The organism is Streptococcus acidominimus (assembly GCF_001921825.1).
GTDB lineage: Bacteria > Bacillota > Bacilli > Lactobacillales > Streptococcaceae > Streptococcus > Streptococcus acidominimus.
This window is the reverse complement of record NZ_MSJL01000002.1, coordinates 70,015-89,249: the sequence shown is the minus strand read 5'-3', so window position 1 is coordinate 89,249 and position 19,235 is coordinate 70,015. Positions and strand designations below refer to the sequence as shown.

Genomic DNA, 19,235 nt, shown 5'->3' with positions numbered 1-19,235 from the left:
CAAACGACTGGGATTGCCATCATGGGCTTAGTGCGCCCAAAAATAGGAAAATAAGCAAAAAGTAAGCTTCGAAAGCGAAGCTTACTGGAATTAATGCTTACAAATAGGGCTTACTTAACAACTACTTGAAGTTTTTAGAGGTGCCCATAAAAATCAAAATCTGACTAGGCAACGAAACCGCAGGTGAGGTTGGGCTCAAGTCCAGCCTCACTTCTCATGGTTCGTGTCAATATCTCCCCTCTTATTTTAAGGGAACAAGCTAAAAACCTCCACTGGAGCTTTTTACTCAGCAAGGCGAGCTAACGACGTCAGATTTTAATTTTTGACGAGTATTATAAATACTTACTTGCTTCACGAATACTAAGAGGGGACAAGCGTTCCTCGTATCGGGCAATAAAGTTCCTTACCCAAGTCGGATTGACCTTGGAATAATCGCGTAAACTCCAGCCAATGGCTTTATTGATGAAAAACTCTGTCTGTCCAAGGTTGTTGATTAAAATTTTTTCTAGTAACTCCGTATCCGTATTTTGCTTGCGCAGTAACTGATGATCGATTGCAACCCTACGCAGCCAAATATTGTCGGAAAGGTTCCAATCAAGCAGGACTGACTTGGCTTCTGGGTAGCGAAAAGCAATTTCTCCAGCAATCTTATCCAGACCATCCACCGAATCCCACCACGAGTTTGTCCCGAGCACCCCCTCCAAGCGTGGCAAGTCCTCAGAAGTTATAGTCATTTAGTTTATATTTTTATTACTTCGTTAACTCGTCTTGCTGTACCCCAGTACTACCTGCGACTCGTTGCCTAGTACTAAAAATAAACTAAACGGCTATACCACGCTTATTCATAGCTAGATAATCAATCGCGACATAATGCATTTCCCGATAGGGGCTCTTCCAGACTTGCTCAATAAAAGTCCAATTGAGGGGAGCTTTCTTATAGGGGTTCAAAAATTCCTTGGTCATCTTTCTGCGTACCGACGCTCTCACTCCTAAAAAGGAAAATTAAGCGCGAAGATAAGCGGACATTTTCTCTGCCTCCTGAGCAGGACGAATGGACATCATTTCTCTAGCAACTCCCTGTCATAGATCGTGTAATCACAACGGTAGATAATCAGACGTTTGCCGTCAATGAGGAGCTCTGAAGTCTTTGGTGCATCAGAGGCGTATAAGGATACCTTATTGCCAGCATAGGTCGCAAGGGGGGTCCCATTTTGGGAACGGATCAAAATCACCTTTTCTTTTCCGATAAAATCATTTTTAAATTTGGATACCATGCGATTGAGGATTGGAACTGCCGCTTGTTGATCATCTGAGGTCGCATGTTCCTGATATTTCAAGAACATGTCTTCCAGTCCGTCTTCTACGGCAATCAGGGATGAACCCACATGGTCAATTTCATATTTACCCAAAGTGATTTTCAAGACAGCGCTATCTCCTTTAGAATTGCCCTCACTGTCTACCGAGTCAAAATCTTCATTGCGGGAAATAGACAGGGATTTTCCAGACATCTGGTCAACCAGTTGAGAATTTTCGTCATAGGTGCGCACGGTCATTTCCAGACCGATCCATTCTGCCTTGGTATTCTTCCACCAGTTTTGAATTGACTGACAGCCTGCCAAAACACCGAGTGCGAGACCAAACATCAGAATCATTTGTACTAATTTCTTTTTCAAACTGTTTTCCTCCTTTATCTACTATCATTATACCAAAAAAACTGGAGAAATCCCCAGTTTAAATGTGGCTCTACAAGATCTAGATCCGGCAAGATGACCAAACCCCGGTAAAACTGAAGTTCGGTAAAGTAGGTTCAATCGTCAGAAACTGCTTGTTGTAAGTATTAGAATAATCCGATTGCTGTTCCGTCCTCTGCTACGTCCATATTGAGGGCAGCAGGGAGCTTAGGAAGACCTGGCATGGTCATGACATCACCGGTCAAAGCTACGATAAAGCCAGCACCTAATTTAGGTACAAATTCACGTATCGTAACTTCAAAGTTTTCAGGCGCCCCAAGGGCTGTTGGATCATCTGAAAAACTGTATTGCGTTTTGGCCATGCAGACAGGGAGCTTATCCCAGCCATTTTTGGCAAAGTCTACTAATTGTGTTCGTGCTTTCTTTTCAAAGAATACGCCTGTCCCACCATAGATCTCTGTGACAATCTTGGTCACCTTGGTTTCCAGACTGTCGTCTGCCTGATAGAGGCGCTCATAGTTGGCAGGATTGGTTGCAATCGTTTGGACAAGTTGCTCTGCTAGTTCCACTCCACCTTCAGCACCATTTGCCCATACACTTGCAAGTTCAACAGGGACACCAATTTCTGCACATAGTGCTTTTAAGGCTGCAATTTCTGCTGGTGTATCTGATACAAATTCATTGATGGCAACGACTGCTGGAATACCGTATTTCTGCACATTTTCAATATGGCGTTTGAGGTTGGCAAATCCTGCTTGGACTGCTTCAACATTTTCATCAGAAAGACTGTCTTTCCTTACACCACCATGCATTTTTAGGGCGCGTAGAGTTGCAACAATCACAACGGCATCAGGCGCCTTTGGTAGATTTGGTGTTTTGATATCAAGGAATTTCTCTGCACCAAGATCCGCACCAAAACCTGCTTCTGTCACAACATAATCTGCCAAACGAAGCGCCGTAGATGTCGCTAAAACAGAATTACAGCCATGAGCGATATTGGCAAAGGGACCACCATGCACAAAAGCAGGTGTACCGTAAATAGTTTGAACAAGATTTGGCTTTAGGGCTTCTTTCAAGAGTAGGGTCAAAGCTCCCTCAACCGCCAAATCTCTGACATAGACTGGGCTGCGATCAAAGCGATAGCCAATCACGATATTCGCCAAGCGCTCTTTCAAATCATTCAAGTCCGTAGCCAGACACAAGATCGCCATTATTTCAGATGCAACGGTAATATCAAAACCATCCTCGCGTGGAATACCGTTTAAGGGACCACCCAAGCCAACTGTCACCTTGCGCAGAGCGCGGTCATTCAAATCCACTACACGCTTCCAGATAATACGCCGCTGGTCAATCCCCAGACTATTTCCTTGGTGAATATGGTTATCGATCAAGGCTGAAAGTGCATTATTAGCTGTTGTAATAGCGTGCATATCGCCGGTAAAATGTAGGTTGATGTCTTCCATTGGCAAAACCTGAGCGTAGCCACCACCCGCAGCACCACCCTTAATTCCCATCACAGGACCGAGTGATGGTTCACGAAGAGCAATCATCGTTTTCTTACCAATCTTAGACAGGGCATCCGCCAGACCGATAGTCACTGTCGACTTGCCCTCACCAGCAGGTGTTGGATTGATGGCCGTTACTAAGATGAGTTTTCCAAGCTCATTTTTCTTGACTGCCTCAATCTTTTCAAAGGCTAATTTAGCCTTGTATTTTCCATACAATTCCAAATCATCATAGCTAATCCCCACTTTTTCAACTACGTTTACAATCGGCTGTAACACTACACTTTGAGCAATTTCAATATCTGTTTTCATAGCAACTCCCTATCCTTTTATTGAAGATAGTATATCAAAAATTTTATAAAAACGCACGTTTTTTGAAATTATTATTTTTAACATACGGTTTTTACGGATTTCAAGAATATGATTTCAAAAAACATTCCGTTAATGCTTCATAACATCAAAACGATAGCCAAGAACTATACTGTATAGATGAGGCGATACTGATCGTGATGCTACATTGGATTTTTGTGCAGATGAGCCTATCTTCCAGTCTCCCCTTTCTTCTGCCACAGCAGGCGCTCTAAAACTTTACCTCCAGCAGATTTTCTAGTATAATAAAAACATGAAAATTTTGATTACGTCTGGCGGAACCAGTGAGGCTATTGACAGCGTCCGCTCCATTACCAATCAGGCAACTGGTAGCCTAGGAAAAATCATTGCAGAAAAATGTCTGGCTGCCCAGCTTGACGTCACGCTCGTGACCACTAAAACAGCTGTCAAACCGCAGTATCAAGAGGGATTGACCATTGTAGAAATCACTGATGTCGCCAATCTCCTTGCCACCCTCGAAGAGCTTGTTCCGCTGCACGATGTCATGATTCACAGCATGGCAGTCTCTGATTACAGCCCTGTTTACATGACTGACCTTGCCCAAGTAAAGACTGTTCAGAATATCGAAAGCCTACTGGATGAGACCAATACTGAGGGAAAAATTTCCTCAACCGCTGAATATCAGGTGCTCTTTCTCAAAAAGACCCCCAAGGTGATCTCCTATGTCAAACAATGGAATCCAGCTATTCAGCTGATTGGTTTTAAACTCTTGGTCAATGTGACAAAAGAAGAACTCTTTCAGGTCGCACGCGAAAGCCTTGTCAAAAATCAAGCTGACTATATCTTGGCAAATGATTTGGCAGACATCAGCCCAGAAAAGCACGGTGCCTATCTACTAGATAAAGAAAGCGCCGTTCCCGCTCAAACAAAGGAAGAAATTGCAGAGATTATTCTCGAAAAAGTATTAGAAAAAAGGAGATAATATGGCTCGTATTACCCTTGCTGTTACAGGCTCTATATCCGCTTATAAAGCAGCTGATCTGACCAGTCAATTAGGAAAACTCGGTCATTCTGTAACGGTCCTAATGACCACTGCTGCTACCCAATTTATCACTCCACTCACCTTTCAATCCCTCTCAAAAAATCCAGTTCACACAGATGTCATGGTAGAGGAAGATCCAAGCTCAATCAAGCATATCGATCTTGCCAAGCAGACAGATTTATTTTTGGTCGCCCCTGCTTCTGCCCAGACTATTGCCAAACTTGCTCATGGCTTTTCCGACAATATTGTCACCGCCCTCGCCCTCGCCCTACCAGCTACAACACCAAAACTGATTGCGCCCGCTATGAATACCAATATGTATCTTAATCCTGCCACCCAGCACAATCTGGAGCAATTGCAGAACTACGGTTTTCAAATGATTGCCCCACGAGAGGCTCTACTAGCCTGCGGTGATGTTGGCATTGGTGCCCTAGCTGATACTGATTTTATTTTAAAGAAAGTGAGTGAAATACTTCATGAGACAAACTAAATCAACCAAAGTCGCAACCCTAGCAATCTTTTTTGCAGTGATGATTGTCATTGATATTCTTAGCTCTGTTATCTTCAATTTCTTGCCTGTTCCAATCAAGCCAACGATTGTCCATATCCCTGTTATCGTGGCTTCTATCCTCTACGGACCAAAAATCGGCGCAACCCTAGGAGGCATGATGGGAATATTGAGCGTTGTTCATAATACAGTCATGCTCCTGCCGACTAGCTATCTCTTTTCGCCCTTCGTTCAAAATGGACAGTGGTATTCTCTTATCGTTGCCATTGTGCCACGAATTTTGATTGGAGTAACCCCTTATTTCATCTATCGTCTCTCACAAAAACGAGCAGGACTTTTAGTCGCTGGAGCAATTGGTTCTATGACCAATACAGTCTTTGTTCTGGGAAGTATCTTTTTCCTCTTTTCTGGAGTATATAATGGAAATATTCAAGCCATGCTAGCGACTGTTATCGGGACAAATTCAATCGCAGAAATGGTGATTGCAGCCTTTCTCACAATGGCTATCATTCCTACTCTGCAAAAAACAAAAAAATAATCAGAAAATCACGTGAAAGCGTGCTTTTTCTTTTCAAAAATGGTATAATGAAAGCGTTTAAGATAATATTTTAAAAAAGGAGAACTACAATGACTTACCAAGAACAGTATCAAGTATGGCTTGACTATGCAGAACTTCCTGCTTATTTACAGGATGAATTGCGCAGCATGGATGAAAAAACCAAAGAAGATGCCTTTTATACTTCTCTTGAATTTGGAACAGCTGGTATGCGTGGTTTGATTGGAGCAGGTACCAACTGCATCAATATTTATGTGGTTCGTCAGGCGACTGAAGGATTGGCTCGTCTCATTGAGTCAAAGGGGCAGGAAGCTAAGGACAGAGGGGTAGCGATCGCTTATGATTCACGCCACTTCTCGCAGGAGTTTGCTTTTGATGCAGCTCGGGTACTGGCTGAACACGGCATCAAGGCCTACGTCTTTGAAGAATTGCGCCCAACTCCAGAGCTTTCCTTTGCTGTTCGTCATCTCCATACCATAGCTGGTATCATGATCACTGCCAGCCACAATCCTGCTCCTTACAACGGGTATAAGGTTTACGGCGAAGACGGTGGGCAAATGCCTCCGGCAGATGCAGATGCTCTTACAGACTATATCCGTGAAATCACCGATCCATTTGCAGTTGCTGTGGCTGATTTGGAAACAGCCCAAAAAGCGGGTCTCATTGAAGTAATTGGTGAAGCGGTTGATAGCAAGTACCTCAAAGAAATCAAGGACGTTAATATCAATCAAGACCTCATCAAGGAGTATGGTCGCGATATGAAGATTGTCTTTACACCTCTTCATGGTACTGGTGAAATGCTGGCTCGCCGCGCCTTGGCACAAGCTGGTTTTGAATCAGTTCAGGTCGTAGAAAGTCAGGCGACACCAGATCCAAACTTCTCGACTGTTAAATCACCAAATCCAGAAAGCCAAGCTGCCTTTGCCCTTGCGGAAGAGTTAGGCCGCCAAGTTGATGCTGATGTACTAGTAGCAACCGACCCAGATGCTGACCGTCTCGGGGTAGAAATTCGTCAAGCGGACGGTAGCTACCGCAACCTCTCTGGTAACCAAATCGGTGCCCTCATTGCTAAATATATCTTGGAAGCCCACAAACAAGCAGGCACCTTGCCAGCAAATGCGGCCCTTGCTAAATCGATCGTATCGACTGAACTTGTCACCAAGATTGCCGAGAGCTATGGTGCTACCATGTTTAACGTCTTGACTGGTTTCAAATTTATCGCAGAAAAAATCCAAGAATTTAAGGACACCCACAATCATACTTACATGTTTGGTTTTGAAGAAAGTTTCGGCTACCTCATCAAGCCATTCGTTCGTGATAAAGATGCCATCCAAGCTGTCCTTATCGTTGCAGAAATTGCTGCCTACTACCGCTCTAAAGGCTTGACCTTGGCTGATGGTATCGACCAAATCTTCGCAGAGTATGGCTACTATGCAGAAAAGACGATTTCTGTTACCCTATCAGGTGTTGACGGAAAAGCAGAAATCAAGAAAATCATGGACAAATTCCGTGGCAATGCCCCAACACAATTCAACCAAACAGAGATTGCTCTCTTAGAAGATTTCCAAGAACAGACTGCGACAGACAAAGAGGGCAAGGTTTCTGCCTTGACCACTCCACCGAGCAACGTCTTGAAATATACCTTGACAGACGATTCTTGGTTTGCCGTTCGTCCATCTGGAACTGAACCAAAAATCAAGTTCTATATCGCAACGGTCGGTACAGATATGCAAGATGCAGAAAACAAAATTGCTGCGATTGAAGCAGAAATTAACGCCTTTGTGAAAGAAGCCTAGATCCAGTTTCATGTAAAACAAAAAAAGGAAGAAGATTATTCAGAAATCTGAAGATAATCTTCTTCCTTTTTTAGGCTTCCCCAGTCTATTCCTAGACTGGGGAAGGTTGGAGATATAGTTGTTTAGTTTACTTTTAGTACTAGGCAACGCGTCGCAGGTAGTACTGAAGTACAGCAAGACGAGTTAACGAAGTAATAAAAGATAAACTAAATGACTATAAAACGAGTGAAACTCGTGTCAAGTGAGGCTCTTTTAGGAGGACACATAGGTGCTAGCTTTAACTAGCTACGGCTGGACATATTTTTAGAGAATCGGCTGAAAACTTCCACTAAAGCTTTTCACTCGTCATGTTTCCTAATTTTCGGTCGCTTCCACAGTCTAGGAATAGACTGGGGAAGGTTGGAGATAAAACGAGTGAAACTCGTGTCAAACGCTCTCGTATCTTGTGTAATTGAACTCGGGCTAAAAGCTCGGAAAAAAGAGACGCAGGTGTTCTAGCTTTAGCTAGTTACAGCTGTGGCTCCCTTTAGGGATAAATACTCCTAGAAGCAGAGACTTCTGCGTCGTATTTCTTATTTTCGTTCGGTTTTTGACGGCTTCACATCTTAATGTAATTGAACTCGAGCTACAACTCACTGACAAAAAGATCAATCTCATTGGTTGCAAGACAACCTGCTTCGATTGCCTATTTTGTCTAGGAGTTGCTTTCACAGTCTAAGGATAGACTGTGGAAGGTTGGAGATAAAACGAGTGCAACTCGTGTCAAACGTCCTCGTATCTTGTGTAACTGAACTCGAGCTACAACTCTCTGACAAAAAGATCAATCTCATTGGTTGCAAGACAACCTGCTTCGATTGCCTATTTTGTCTAGGAGTTGCTTAACGCTCTCGTATCTTGTTCTACTTCAACGACAAATGCTTGCCAGGGGGTTAGGGTGAGGTTGTGTAAGTCAGTCAGGTTGCAGTCTGTATTTTTAATAATAGTTTTGAGGACTGTATCTTCACAATGAAAGGCTTGTTCTTCATCAGAAAAATTTGTCACGATCAACCAAGTTTTGCCTTGGTAGCGACGGTAATAGGCGAAAATTTTCTCAGCTGTTGACATGAGTTCAAAACTTCCCCAAACCATGATTGGATGATCTTTACGTAGTTGAATGAGTTTCTGATAGGTATAGAAAATAGAATGTGGATCTTCCAGTGCTGCCTCAACATTGATGGTCGAATAGTTAAGATTCAAAGCGAGCCACGGTTGCCCGATGGTAAAACCACCATGCTCTTGAGCAGACCAGGCTATTGGTCGTCTAGCATTATCTCGCCCTTTGGCGTTGATGGAGCGGAGGACTTCATCAACTTCATATCCCATTTCGATTCTTTCATGATACATATTGATTGTTTCAATATCTTGCGCCTCATCAATGGAGTGAATCGGAGTATTGGTCATACCAATCTCTTCTCCTTGATAAATATAGGGAGTTCCTTTCATCAGATGAAGCAGTATAGCTAAGAGGGTTGCGCTCTCATAATGGTAGTCCCTATCATTGCCCCAGCGGGAAACGATTCTCGGTAAATCGTGATTGTTCCAAAACAGTGAATTCCAGCCCTCGTTGCCTAGCTCGACTTGCCACTTGACAAGCGCCTCTTTCAAATCATTGATAGAAATGGGCTTCAGATCCCATTTCTCCTTACCTGCTTGCTGGTCTAAGCCTATATGCTCAAATTGGAAAACCATGCTCAACTCATTGCGCTCTGGATCCGAATAGAGTTTTGCAATCTCAGGCGTAGCTCCCCATGTTTCCCCAACAGTCAAAAGATCATGTTGACCGAAAGTCGCACGATTCATTTCCTGCAGATAGTCATGGAGTTTAGGACCATTGCCTAGGATTCCCTCTAGTGGACGTTTGCCAACTAGATCAATCACATCCATCCGAAAACCACCAATTCCTTTATCAATCCAGAAATTCATCATGGCATAGATAATTTTTCGCATCTCCTCATTTTCCCAATTTAAGTCGGGTTGCTTGCGACTAAACTGATGCAAATAATATTGATTGCTATCTGGATCAAACTCCCAGGCAGAGCCTGAAAAGGCTGACTTTAATTCATTTGGTGCCGAGCCATCTGGTTTGGGATCAGCCCAAATATAGTAGTCTCGGTATGGACTATCTGGATCACTTTTTCCCTCTATAAACCAAGGATGTTCATCTGAAGTATGATTGACGACCAGATCCATGACAATTTTTATATCTCTTTTATTAGCCTCTGCTAATAAGAGTTCCATATCCTCCATTGTCCCAAATTCTTCCATGATATCTTCGTAGTCAGAAATATCATAGCCGTTATCATCATTGGGAGATTTGTATACAGGCGATAGCCAAATGGCACCGATACCTAGTAATTTTAGATAGTCTAATTTTTCAATAATTCCTCGCAAGTCTCCAATACCGTCACCATTGCTATCCTTGAAACTTCGTGGGTAGATTTGATACACGACAACTTCTTGCCACCAATGTTTGTTCATCTGATTCACCAATTGTTATCCTTTCTTTAGGAACCATCTCTACATTGGGCTAGACCGTATTAGTAACTCTAGCCCTTTCTTTTCGACCAATATAGTCGTTTCGTTTATCTTTTATTACTTCGTAAACTCGTCTTGCCCTACTCCAACAAAATCCTATTTCAATCCTTGCTTTCCTGCCAAGTAACTGTTCCACATCTTTTGCTGCGGTTTCGCAAAAGGATAGCGGTGAAAATCTTCCACTGCAACCCACTGAACTTCTCGATCCGTTGGGATAAGAGCATTTGTAGCAAGTCCTTCTAAGAGCTCAATCTGCCATTTACGGTGACTGAAGATATGCTGAACTGGTGAAAATTCATCTGACTGCCATTCGACTGCTAAAGGATAGTGTTTGCCAAATTCCTTGCGAATATCCATTTGCGGAATATCTTCCGCCACTTCAAATAAGGACACCTGCGGGGAAACAAGGGAGCCTTTTTCTAACAAGGGAAAAGACCAAAATCCTGCTAATAAATTCGACTGCTGGTTTTTTTCAAGTAAAAACTCATTCTTTTCATTTCGGATAATAAAGGCCTGATAGGCAACTGGTAGAGGCTTTTTCTTGGGTGCTTTTATTGGGTACTTATCCATAGTCCCGTTGAGATAAGCTGCGCTGAACGCCTTGACAGGGCTGTCCTCGGGACGCGGATTAACGGGTGCTTCAATATCCGACCCTAAGTCCATCAGCGCCTGATTAAAGTCTCCCGGTCGCGCTGGATCGATCAATTCTTCCATAATCGCTTGAAAAATCTTACGATTTCCCGGAACTCCAATATCGTAGTCCACCTCAAATAAACGGCTCATCACCCGCATGACATTGCCATCAACAGCAGGCTCTGGCAAGTCAAAGGCGATACTTGCAATAGCACCTGCTGTATAAGGGCCTATCCCCTTGAGACTGGCAATTTCTGTATAGGTATTAGGAAAAGCTCCGCCAAAATCCGCCACCATTTGCTGAGCAGCCTTTTGCATATTGCGTACCCGTGAATAGTAGCCCAAGCCCTCCCAGAGTTTTAATATCACTTCTTCAGGTGCTTCTGCCAAGTCACGAATGGTCGGCAGGTGATACAAAAAGCGCTCATAGTAAGACTTGACCGTATCGACCCGCGTTTGCTGGAGCATAATTTCAGAAACCCAGATTGCATAAGGATCCTTTGTATGCCGCCAAGGCAGGTCGCGCTTATTTTCATCATACCATTGAAGCAAGGCCTTTCTGAATGCCTCTATCTTATCTTGGTGCCACATGTCAATGCCATATTTTTTAAAATCAAACATATCACCAGTATACCACAACTATCGCTGATTTCCCTAGTTCTATCTAATACTCAACAAAAATCAAAACTAGCCCTACCTCATTCCTCTACTATCTGACTTGTCTGCATGCGGTAGTAAACTCCTTTTGCCTGCATGAGCTGGTCGTGATTGCCCTGCTCTACAATCTGCCCTGCCACCATGACCAAAATCAAATCTGCAGACTGAATCGTTGATAGGCGGTGGGCAATGATAAAGCTGGTGCGTCCCTGCATCAGACGTTCAAAAGCCTGTTGAACAAGGGCTTCTGTCCGCGTATCAATGGAGGAGGTCGCCTCATCCAAAATCAGAATTTTGGGTAGATGTACAAAGACCCGGGCAATCGAAAGTAATTGCCGTTGCCCTTGGGATAAGGCGGAACCCCCATCCCTTAATTCTGTATCGTATCCCTGTGGCAGCTGGCGAATGAAAAAATCTGCATTGGCTGCCTTAGCCGCCTCTATCACCCTGTCTCGTGTCACATCCGGGTAGCCATAGGCGATATTTTCATGGATTGTCCCTGTCTTAATCCAGGTTTCCTGCAAGACCATACCGATTTGTCGCCTGAAATCCGCGCTACTATATCGGGAAATTGGAACCCCGTCCAGCAAAATGCGACCTTTATCCACTTCATAGAAACGCATCAAGAGATTGATAAGCGTTGATTTTCCTGCACCGGTTGGTCCCACAATCGCAATTCTAGCACCTGCTGGAACATCAACCGTCAAATTCTCAATCAAGGGTTGCGGAGGATTATACGAAAAAGCAACCTCCTCAAACTGAATATGCCCAGCTACTTCTTCTTCGATCAATGCGTCCACATCACCGTCCTCAACAGACCTTTGTTCTAATAGCTTGAAAAGCCGTTCAGCACAGACAAGTGCGCTCTGCAATTCCGAAAGGACAGACGATATATCATTAAAGGGCTTGGTATACTGACTAGCATAGTTCAGAAAAGTCGTGAGTTCACCCACAGTAAAGCTCCCTGCCATAATCCGCATGGCACCAAGCCCTGCCAGCAAGGCATAGATTAGAGCATTGATAAAGCGTGTCATGGGATTGCTGGTGGAAGAAGCAAAAATCGCTGCTTGAGAATAGCTGGCATAGGTCTGATTGGATCGTTCAAACTTGCTGATGAATTGCTCCTGGGCATTAAAGGTCTGAATCAAGGATAACTGACGGATACTTTCTTCCAATAACTTGGTCTGCTGTCCCCGCGATTCAGTCTGTTGTTGATAGTAAACATAGCTTTTTTTAGCAATAAAACGAGCTACAAAAAGCGAGAATGGAGTCAAAACGACGACTAAAATCATCATGCCCCTATCAAGCCCTGCCATGCTAAAAATGGTCAAAACAATGGTTAAGACACCCGTTAAAAATTGACTGAAAATCATGTTCAAACCATTGCTCAATTGCTCACTATCGCTAGCAAGGCGTGCCACAAGGTCGCCAATACTCTGCCGATCCAGATAAGACAAGGGCAAGGCATGAATTTTTTCATAGACTTCCTCTCGCAATTCACTCATCATACGGGTAATCAATTGATTGACCAAGATTGGTAAAATGAACTGAACCACCGTATTGATGATAATGACGAGCGCCATGATGAGCAAGATCCTGACAAGGAAAAAAACATTTCCTTCAAGCAATACCGCATCTACCGCTTGACCGATCAAGACGGGTAAATAGACAGATAAGAGGACTTGGCAGATACTTCCGAACAGAATGATGATCAGCCGGACAGGTTGACCTGCCATGCGAGCCATGAGTTGACCCAAACTGGTCTTAGCTTTCATGAGACACCTCCTGACCATGCTGAGAGCGATCAATCTCCTGATAAATAGCACAAGTCTGAAGCAAGGTCTCATGGCAAGCCAAGCCGACTTGCCGCCCTTGATCCAGTACCAGAATCTGGTCTGCCTGCAAAAGACTGTTCGTCCGTTGAGAAACCATTATCAGCACTTTATCGGATAGACCTTGTCGAATTGCTCTTAACAAGTTTCGTTCTGTCAGATAATCCAGAGCCGAGGTCGCATCATCCAAAATCAAGATTGGGGCTTCCTGCAAGAGGGCACGTGCAATGGTCAGACGCTGGCGCTGACCGCCTGAAAAATTACGTCCAAAGGCTTCAACACTGGCTTCCAAACCACCTTTTTCAAGGACAAACTCCTTGGCCTGCGCCATTTCTAAAGCCCACCATAGGCTTTCATCTGCTGCTGATTCCTTCCCCAGTAACAGATTGGAACGTACAGTTCCGCTAAAAAGCTGGGCTTGTTGCCCAACTAGAGCGAACTGTTGGCGCCACTCTCTCAAGTTCAGCGGTGAATGACCGTTCGGCTTAAATAAGGCTAGGTGATTGGTATCAATAGGATAGAGGTGCAACAATAAGTCGACCAAGGTAGACTTTCCAGCACCTGTTCCCCCAATAATGCCAAAAAATTCTCCTTTTCTTATCCGAAAGGAAAGGTCTGTCAGAGCATTTTCAGCTGATGAGGTATAGGCAAATGATAGCTGATGAGCGACTAGAAGCCATTCTTCAGACAGGTTCGAGATTTCAAAAGGCTTATCAATATCTTCTGATTCTTGCTCAAAGACCTCATTCAAACGCCTGAAACTGATAAAACTTTGATTTAGGCTGGAAATCACCATGACCATTTTCACTAATTCAACCAGAATTTGAGATAAATAGTTGATGAGAGCAACCAGCATGCCCTGATTCAGCATAGCTTGATCAATCGCTAGCTTACCTTGGTAAATCAAAAAGAGCAGGGTTCCATTGACTACCAAAAAGGTCGCTGGTGTGAGCAGGGAAGCCCAAAAGCCTGCTGTCAGCTGCTGGCAAGTATAGGTTTTATTTATGTCCTGAAAGGTCTTTATTTCCCGCTTACTTTGTCCAAAGGCACGAATGACCCGCATTCCTGTAATGCTCTCACGAACCTGCCCAACCAGACGATCCAAACTGCTTCGCATGAGAAGATAGACCTTGCTCGCCATCGTGGAGACAAGAGAAACGATTAAGAATAAGAGAACAATCATGCCTAGGAAACTTAGTGCCAAGCTAGGACTGATGTAAAAGGCCATGACTAGGGAGCCGAATACCACAATCGGTGCCCTTAAAAAAAGACGCAAGAAGATATTGATGCCTGTCTGAATCTGCAAGGTATCACTCGCTAAGCGTGTCAATAAACTGTCACCTGATAAGCGGTCACGACTGACTTTGGGAAGTGATAAGACTTTTTGGTACAGATCTTGGGTAAGTTCCTTGGTATAGCCTACCGCTGCCTTTGCTGAATAATATTGGGCTGTGAGTGCTACAATGACACCAACTATTGCAAAAAGAACCAATAACAAAATCATAGCAATCAACTGACCGTGATTGCTATGAGGAATAGTCGTATCAACAATAAAGGCGATAATGAGAGGAACAGCGAGCTCAAAGCAGGCTTCCATCAATTTGAATAAGGGAGCAAGAATGGCTTCTTTTCGATAGTCCTTCCCATACTTCCAAAATCGTTTCATATTACTTTTCATTTTCTAGTGCTTGGGCAGCAGTAATAATGGCAAGTTTGTAGATGTCATCAGCACTTGAGCCACGAGAAAGATCATTAACAGGCATATTCAAGCCCTGTAAGATTGGACCAATGGCATCAAACATTCCCAAACGTTGGGCAATTTTATAGCCAATATTTCCCGCTTGCAAGTCTGGGAAGACAAAGACATTTGCTTGACCAGCTACATCGCTGTCTGGTGCTTTAATAGCTGCTGTTTCTGGGACGAAAGCCGCATCAAACTGCAATTCTCCATCCAAAGCCAAGTCTGGTGCTAAGTGTTTAGCGATCTGTGTCGCTTCTGTCACCTTATCCACTTGTGGTGCTTTGGCACTACCCTTGGTTGAGAAACTCAACATCGCAACCTTTGGATCAATGTCAAAGATGCGGGCTGTTTCTGCGGTATTGACTGCAATTTCAGCCAGCTCTTGGGCACCTGGATCAATGTTAATCGCACAGTCTGCAAAGACATATCGCTCGCTGGTGTTTTCACGATTCATCAAGAAGACGCCTGATGTACGCGAAATCCCTGGTTTTGTTTTGATAATTTGAAGAGCTGGACGAACTGTGTCAGCAGTTGAATGGATCGCACCTGATACCATTCCATCAGCCAAGCCCATTTTCACTAACATCACACCAAAATAGTTGACATCACGAAGTAAGCGATCGGCATCTTCCATTGTCGCTTTTCCTTTACGCACTTCAACAAAGGCTTCTTTCATTGCTTCAAATTCGGCATATTCATTTGGGTTGATGATGGTACAGTTAGGGTCAGCGAAACCGAATTCTGACAAGAGACCACGGACATCATCGGGGTCACCGAGGATGATTGGCTCCAACAAGCCCTCAAATTTCAAACGCGCAGCAGCACGAACCACGCGCTCATCATTTCCTTCTGGAAAGACAATTTTAACGTGTCGTCCCACAATTTTTTCACGCAAACCACCGAATAACGAACGAATTCCCATTTTTCTCTCCTTTAAGAACCTCTATTATAGAGACAAGCGCTTCCATCCACAACTACTTCTTCCGTTTTTCACCGTTCATCTTTCAAATACAGCCAATCCTCTTTCAAGATTGCTACTCTTTGAAAGCTGTACCATGCGGACCATGATCACCTAGGGATATTTACTATATTAATCCCCCTAGTATCTTGTCTTTCTGAACCAAAGCAACTCACTCTTAAATACAAGTTTTATATTTTATTTTTCAACTTCATGATAACGCTTTTAAGGTCATTTGTCAAATCGCTTTCACAAATTAAGTCTTTTCCTGTAAATGGATTGATGAAGCCAATCCTGTGGCAATGCAAGGCCTGCCTCTTAATCCCATAATCCATACTCCCACCGTACAAATCGTCTCCTAGCAAGGGAAAGCCGATATGGGAAAAATGCACCCGAATCTGATGTGTTCTACCTGTATGCAGATGAATATCCACCAAGTGGACATCTCCCCAAGATTGAACAACCTCATAAGAAGTATGTGCATACTTCCCTGTCGGGGTTACACAGCGAGTAATAATACTGTCTTCTGGCCGTCCAATCGGGGCAATAATCTCCCCCTTTTGCTCCAAGTCACCCGATCCATGTACTATGGCAAAATAGCGCTTTTGAATCAACTTTTGCTGCAACTGCTTATCTAGCCTAGCATGGGCGTATCCGTGTTTCGCAAAGAGCATTAAACCTGATGTATCGCGATCGAGACGTGTTACAATGTGAACCTGTTTATTTTCATAATCCCGTTCAATATAATAGCCCTTGACAAAATTGGCAATCGTTGAAGAGTGTAAGGCGCTCGGAATTGAGGCAAAGCCAGCAGGCTTGTTGATCACCAGAAAATGATCATCCTCAAAGACAATATCCAAGGGATGCACAATCGGCTCTAACTTTCCTGTCACATCCTCTTCACTGGGAATATCGATAGAAAGATGATCTCCAATGTCCAAGAGATAGGTCGCATTCTGCGCTTGCCCATTGACGAGGATAGCTCCACCCTCATACTTAATCTTTGCCAGCAAACCTTTGGAAATATCGTGCTTCTTCAAAAAGGTTTTGATTTTTACATGCTGATCTACCAGAAACTCAAAGCGCATTACTCCACCTCACCGATAAAGGCGTCTTTGACCCGATTCCAGAAGCTGGTATGGCTCGGTGTCGCCAGAAAATGGATCTTGCTATTGTCAATCTGGTATTCGATCTGCTCGATATTGTCATAGACAAAGGTGCGATTATCGATAGAAACAGAGTACCGATCATCATGCTTGGGCTCAATGACGATCTTATCCTTTTTAGGAACGACAATGGACGATCCGAGAGTTCGATATACACGATTGTTCAAGCTGGCTACTTCTGCAATCTGTAAGGCTTCAATCGTCGGATGTAAGACCGCCCCTCCCAGAGATTTATTGTAGGCTGTTGACCCTGTCGGGGTCGAGACCGAAATACCGTCACCACGGAAGCGTTCAAAGGGCACCTTATTGATAAAGACATCTGCTACCATGGTTTTCGACAAACGCTTGATCGTCGCTTCATTCAAAGCACGCATGACTATCTCACGGCCGTTCATCATCTTGACACGAACGTGTAAAATCGGATAGGAGACCCTAGCGCCTGTATCTAATTTCAAATTCTCAACCAATTTATCCACTTCAAAGTCGCGGTAGTCCGTATAAAATCCAAGGTGTCCCGTATGAATCCCAACAAACCGCACCCGATCCATAATCGCTTCATACTTATGAAAGGCGGATAGGAGCATGCCGTCTCCCCCGATCGAAATCACAATATCAGGATTTTTGGGGGTCAGGATAAAGTGTGCTTCTTTCAGCTTGGTCCAAAGTTCATTCATAACAGCATGACTTTTAGGATTTTTACTGCTTAGCAGGGCGATTTTTTTTCTATCTGTATTCTTCATCTGTATCGTCGCTATTTCCTACTCCGTCATTCAACTTACGATAGGCTGGATCAAATAGAGCTTGAGCCTCTTGAATATCGTCGCGGATTTTGCGCATCTCCTCATCTAATTGGTAAGCAATCTTGGCTGTAATTTCCAAGCGTTGCTTAATTTCTTTTGGAAAATTCCCCTTATACTTGTAATTCAAGGAATGTTCAATCGTTGCCCAGAAATTCATGGACAGGGTTCTAATCTGAATTTCAGCCAGCACCGTCTCATTGCCGTTAATCGTATCGACAGGATACGCAATCACAACATGATAGGAACGGTAGCCAGATGCCTTCATATTATTGATGTAGTCACGTTCATGGACAATCTGCATATCTTTTCGTTTTCTGAGGATTTCAAGTACCTCTTCCACATCATCTACAAACTGAACCATGATCCGAACCCCTGCTATATCTTGCATATCCTGAGCCAGATTTTCCAGCTGAATGTGTCGCAGTAGCATCTTTTCCTTGATCGATTCAATCGGCTTCACGCGCCCCGTCACAAATTCAATTGGTGAATGTCTATTCGCTTTTCGGTATTGTTTGCGGATGCCACGCAATTTAATTTTTAATTCCCCGACCGCTTGAATATAGGGATCTAGGAACTCTTCCCAATTCATTTCCATGGCTGCTCCTTTCTTGTCAAATACTTGTTTTTGTAATAGAATAGCACAAGAACTATTATACCATACGAAAAGGTTTTATCCTATGAAAAAAAATCATTTAGAAATTGAATACAAGACACTGCTAACCGAGTCTGAATTTGATGGCTTAAATAGGGAATTTGATGATGTTCTTCCTATTTATCAAACCAACTATTATATCGATACACCTGATTTCGACCTGCGCAAGCACCGCTGTTCTCTCCGTATTAGAACTCTAAAAGACCGTGCCGAGTTAACCCTCAAAATTCCACAGAAAGTCGGCAATCAGGAATACAACCAAGAGTTGTCCCTTGAAGAGGCGCAAGCCATGATACAACAGGTGCAGCTACCCGAGGGCGATATTCTAAGACTGATCCAAGAGGTGGAAGTCCAGCTTGAACTCTTGAAGGTCTGGGGACATCTGGCCACTAAACGGTATGAAAAAAAGACATCCGTGGGTTTAATGGCTCTTGATGAAAATAGCTATGCAGGGCAGATAGACTACGAACTGGAAGTTGAAGTCCAAGATGCCAAACAGGGGAAACTAGCCTTTGAAGAGTACCTCAAACAACACCACATTGATTTTAAGTATGCCAGCAGTAAGGTTGCCCGCACAGCTGCTGCACTCAATACCACATCCTAGGCTCATAGATAGACTTGGTTGAAACCAATTGGATTTCTTGCTTTCCTCAATGGTGAGGGCTTGAAGCTCCATTCTTCCTTATCACCCATTGGCGACCTCTACTAGCAAAAATACTTCATTTGGCATTAGCACTAGAGTTAAGTTTTTTACGGGCTTTGTATCTTACACTTCGTTAACTCATCTTGCTGTA

At 43.6% G+C, this 19,235-nt stretch carries 15 protein-coding genes and 2 pseudogenes; 5 read left to right on the top strand and 12 right to left on the bottom strand.

The genetic code is table 11. The annotated features are described in order from the left end of the window. Positions 1-332: 332 nt before the first annotated feature. The 4 genes and pseudogenes from BU200_RS11615 to BU200_RS00765 form a co-directional block, all read right to left on the bottom strand. Positions 333-728 (bottom strand): annotated as a pseudogene (locus BU200_RS11615) (DNA alkylation repair protein); the annotation flags it as partial. A gap of 91 nt (positions 729-819) precedes the next feature. Further along, positions 820-990, bottom strand: a pseudogene (locus BU200_RS11610) (DNA alkylation repair protein); the annotation flags it as partial. A 68-nt stretch (positions 991-1,058) separates the two neighbouring features. Next, the gene (locus BU200_RS00770) at positions 1,059-1,652 is read right to left on the bottom strand and encodes a DUF5052 family protein (protein ID WP_089503536.1); all 594 of its coding nucleotides are present in this window, start codon (positions 1,650-1,652) and stop codon (positions 1,059-1,061) included. A gap of 185 nt (positions 1,653-1,837) precedes the next feature. Continuing rightward, positions 1,838-3,508, bottom strand: coding sequence for a formate--tetrahydrofolate ligase (locus BU200_RS00765; RefSeq protein WP_075098332.1), 1,671 nt, complete (start codon positions 3,506-3,508; stop codon positions 1,838-1,840). Positions 3,509-3,818: 310 nt separating this feature from the next. Here BU200_RS00765 and BU200_RS00760 point away from each other — a divergent pair, with 310 nt between their 5' ends. The 4 genes from BU200_RS00760 to BU200_RS00745 all read left to right on the top strand — a co-directional run bounded on the left by BU200_RS00760 (position 3,819) and on the right by BU200_RS00745 (position 7,428). Further along, the gene (locus tag BU200_RS00760; RefSeq protein ID WP_075098331.1) at positions 3,819-4,508 is read left to right on the top strand and encodes a phosphopantothenate--cysteine ligase; all 690 of its coding nucleotides are present in this window, start codon (positions 3,819-3,821) and stop codon (positions 4,506-4,508) included. Position 4,509: 1 nt separating this feature from the next. Continuing rightward, positions 4,510-5,058 carry a phosphopantothenoylcysteine decarboxylase gene (coaC, locus tag BU200_RS00755; protein WP_075098330.1) on the top strand — a complete coding sequence of 183 codons (549 nt, stop codon included), beginning with the start codon at positions 4,510-4,512 and terminating at the stop codon, positions 5,056-5,058. Continuing rightward, on the top strand, positions 5,045-5,614 hold the full coding sequence (locus BU200_RS00750) for an ECF transporter S component (protein ID WP_075098329.1): 570 nt from the start codon (positions 5,045-5,047) through the stop codon (positions 5,612-5,614). Before coaC ends, BU200_RS00750 begins: the two co-directional genes overlap by 14 nt. An 89-nt stretch (positions 5,615-5,703) precedes the next feature. Further along, on the top strand, positions 5,704-7,428 hold the full coding sequence (locus tag BU200_RS00745) for a phospho-sugar mutase (RefSeq protein WP_075098328.1): 1,725 nt from the start codon (positions 5,704-5,706) through the stop codon (positions 7,426-7,428). An 867-nt stretch (positions 7,429-8,295) separates the two neighbouring features. On the opposite strand, the gene BU200_RS00740 is transcribed toward BU200_RS00745, so the two are convergent. From BU200_RS00740 to yjbM, 8 genes are all read right to left on the bottom strand, one after another. Beyond that, positions 8,296-9,945, bottom strand: coding sequence for a glycoside hydrolase family 13 protein (locus tag BU200_RS00740; protein ID WP_075098338.1), 1,650 nt, complete (start codon positions 9,943-9,945; stop codon positions 8,296-8,298). A 153-nt stretch (positions 9,946-10,098) separates the two neighbouring features. Next, complete coding sequence (mutY, locus tag BU200_RS00735) at positions 10,099-11,256, bottom strand: A/G-specific adenine glycosylase (RefSeq protein WP_075098327.1); 1,158 nt, start codon at positions 11,254-11,256, stop codon at positions 10,099-10,101. A 77-nt stretch (positions 11,257-11,333) separates the two neighbouring features. Continuing rightward, positions 11,334-13,067, bottom strand: coding sequence for an ABC transporter ATP-binding protein (locus BU200_RS00730; RefSeq protein ID WP_075098326.1), 1,734 nt, complete (start codon positions 13,065-13,067; stop codon positions 11,334-11,336). Further along, positions 13,057-14,790 carry an ABC transporter ATP-binding protein gene (locus BU200_RS00725; RefSeq protein WP_075098325.1) on the bottom strand — a complete coding sequence of 578 codons (1,734 nt, stop codon included), beginning with the start codon at positions 14,788-14,790 and terminating at the stop codon, positions 13,057-13,059. The genes BU200_RS00730 and BU200_RS00725 overlap by 11 nt, the downstream gene beginning before the upstream one ends. Before the next feature lies 1 nt (position 14,791). After that, positions 14,792-15,787, bottom strand: a complete 996-nt coding sequence (gene pta / locus BU200_RS00720; RefSeq protein ID WP_075098324.1) for a phosphate acetyltransferase — start codon at positions 15,785-15,787, stop codon at positions 14,792-14,794. Positions 15,788-16,014: 227 nt separating this feature from the next. Next, positions 16,015-16,911: an RluA family pseudouridine synthase gene (locus BU200_RS00715; protein WP_075098323.1), complete on the bottom strand. Its 897-nt coding sequence runs from the start codon at positions 16,909-16,911 to the stop codon at positions 16,015-16,017. After that, positions 16,911-17,729: an NAD kinase gene (locus BU200_RS00710; RefSeq protein ID WP_075098322.1), complete on the bottom strand. Its 819-nt coding sequence runs from the start codon at positions 17,727-17,729 to the stop codon at positions 16,911-16,913. Before BU200_RS00710 ends, BU200_RS00715 begins: the two co-directional genes overlap by 1 nt. After that, on the bottom strand, positions 17,713-18,384 hold the full coding sequence (gene yjbM / locus BU200_RS00705) for a GTP diphosphokinase (protein ID WP_075098321.1): 672 nt from the start codon (positions 18,382-18,384) through the stop codon (positions 17,713-17,715). Before yjbM ends, BU200_RS00710 begins: the two co-directional genes overlap by 17 nt. Positions 18,385-18,466: 82 nt before the next feature. Here yjbM and BU200_RS00700 point away from each other — a divergent pair, with 82 nt between their 5' ends. Then, the gene (locus BU200_RS00700; protein WP_075098320.1) at positions 18,467-19,045 is read left to right on the top strand and encodes a CYTH domain-containing protein; all 579 of its coding nucleotides are present in this window, start codon (positions 18,467-18,469) and stop codon (positions 19,043-19,045) included. The last annotated feature ends 190 nt before the right edge of the window (positions 19,046-19,235 follow it).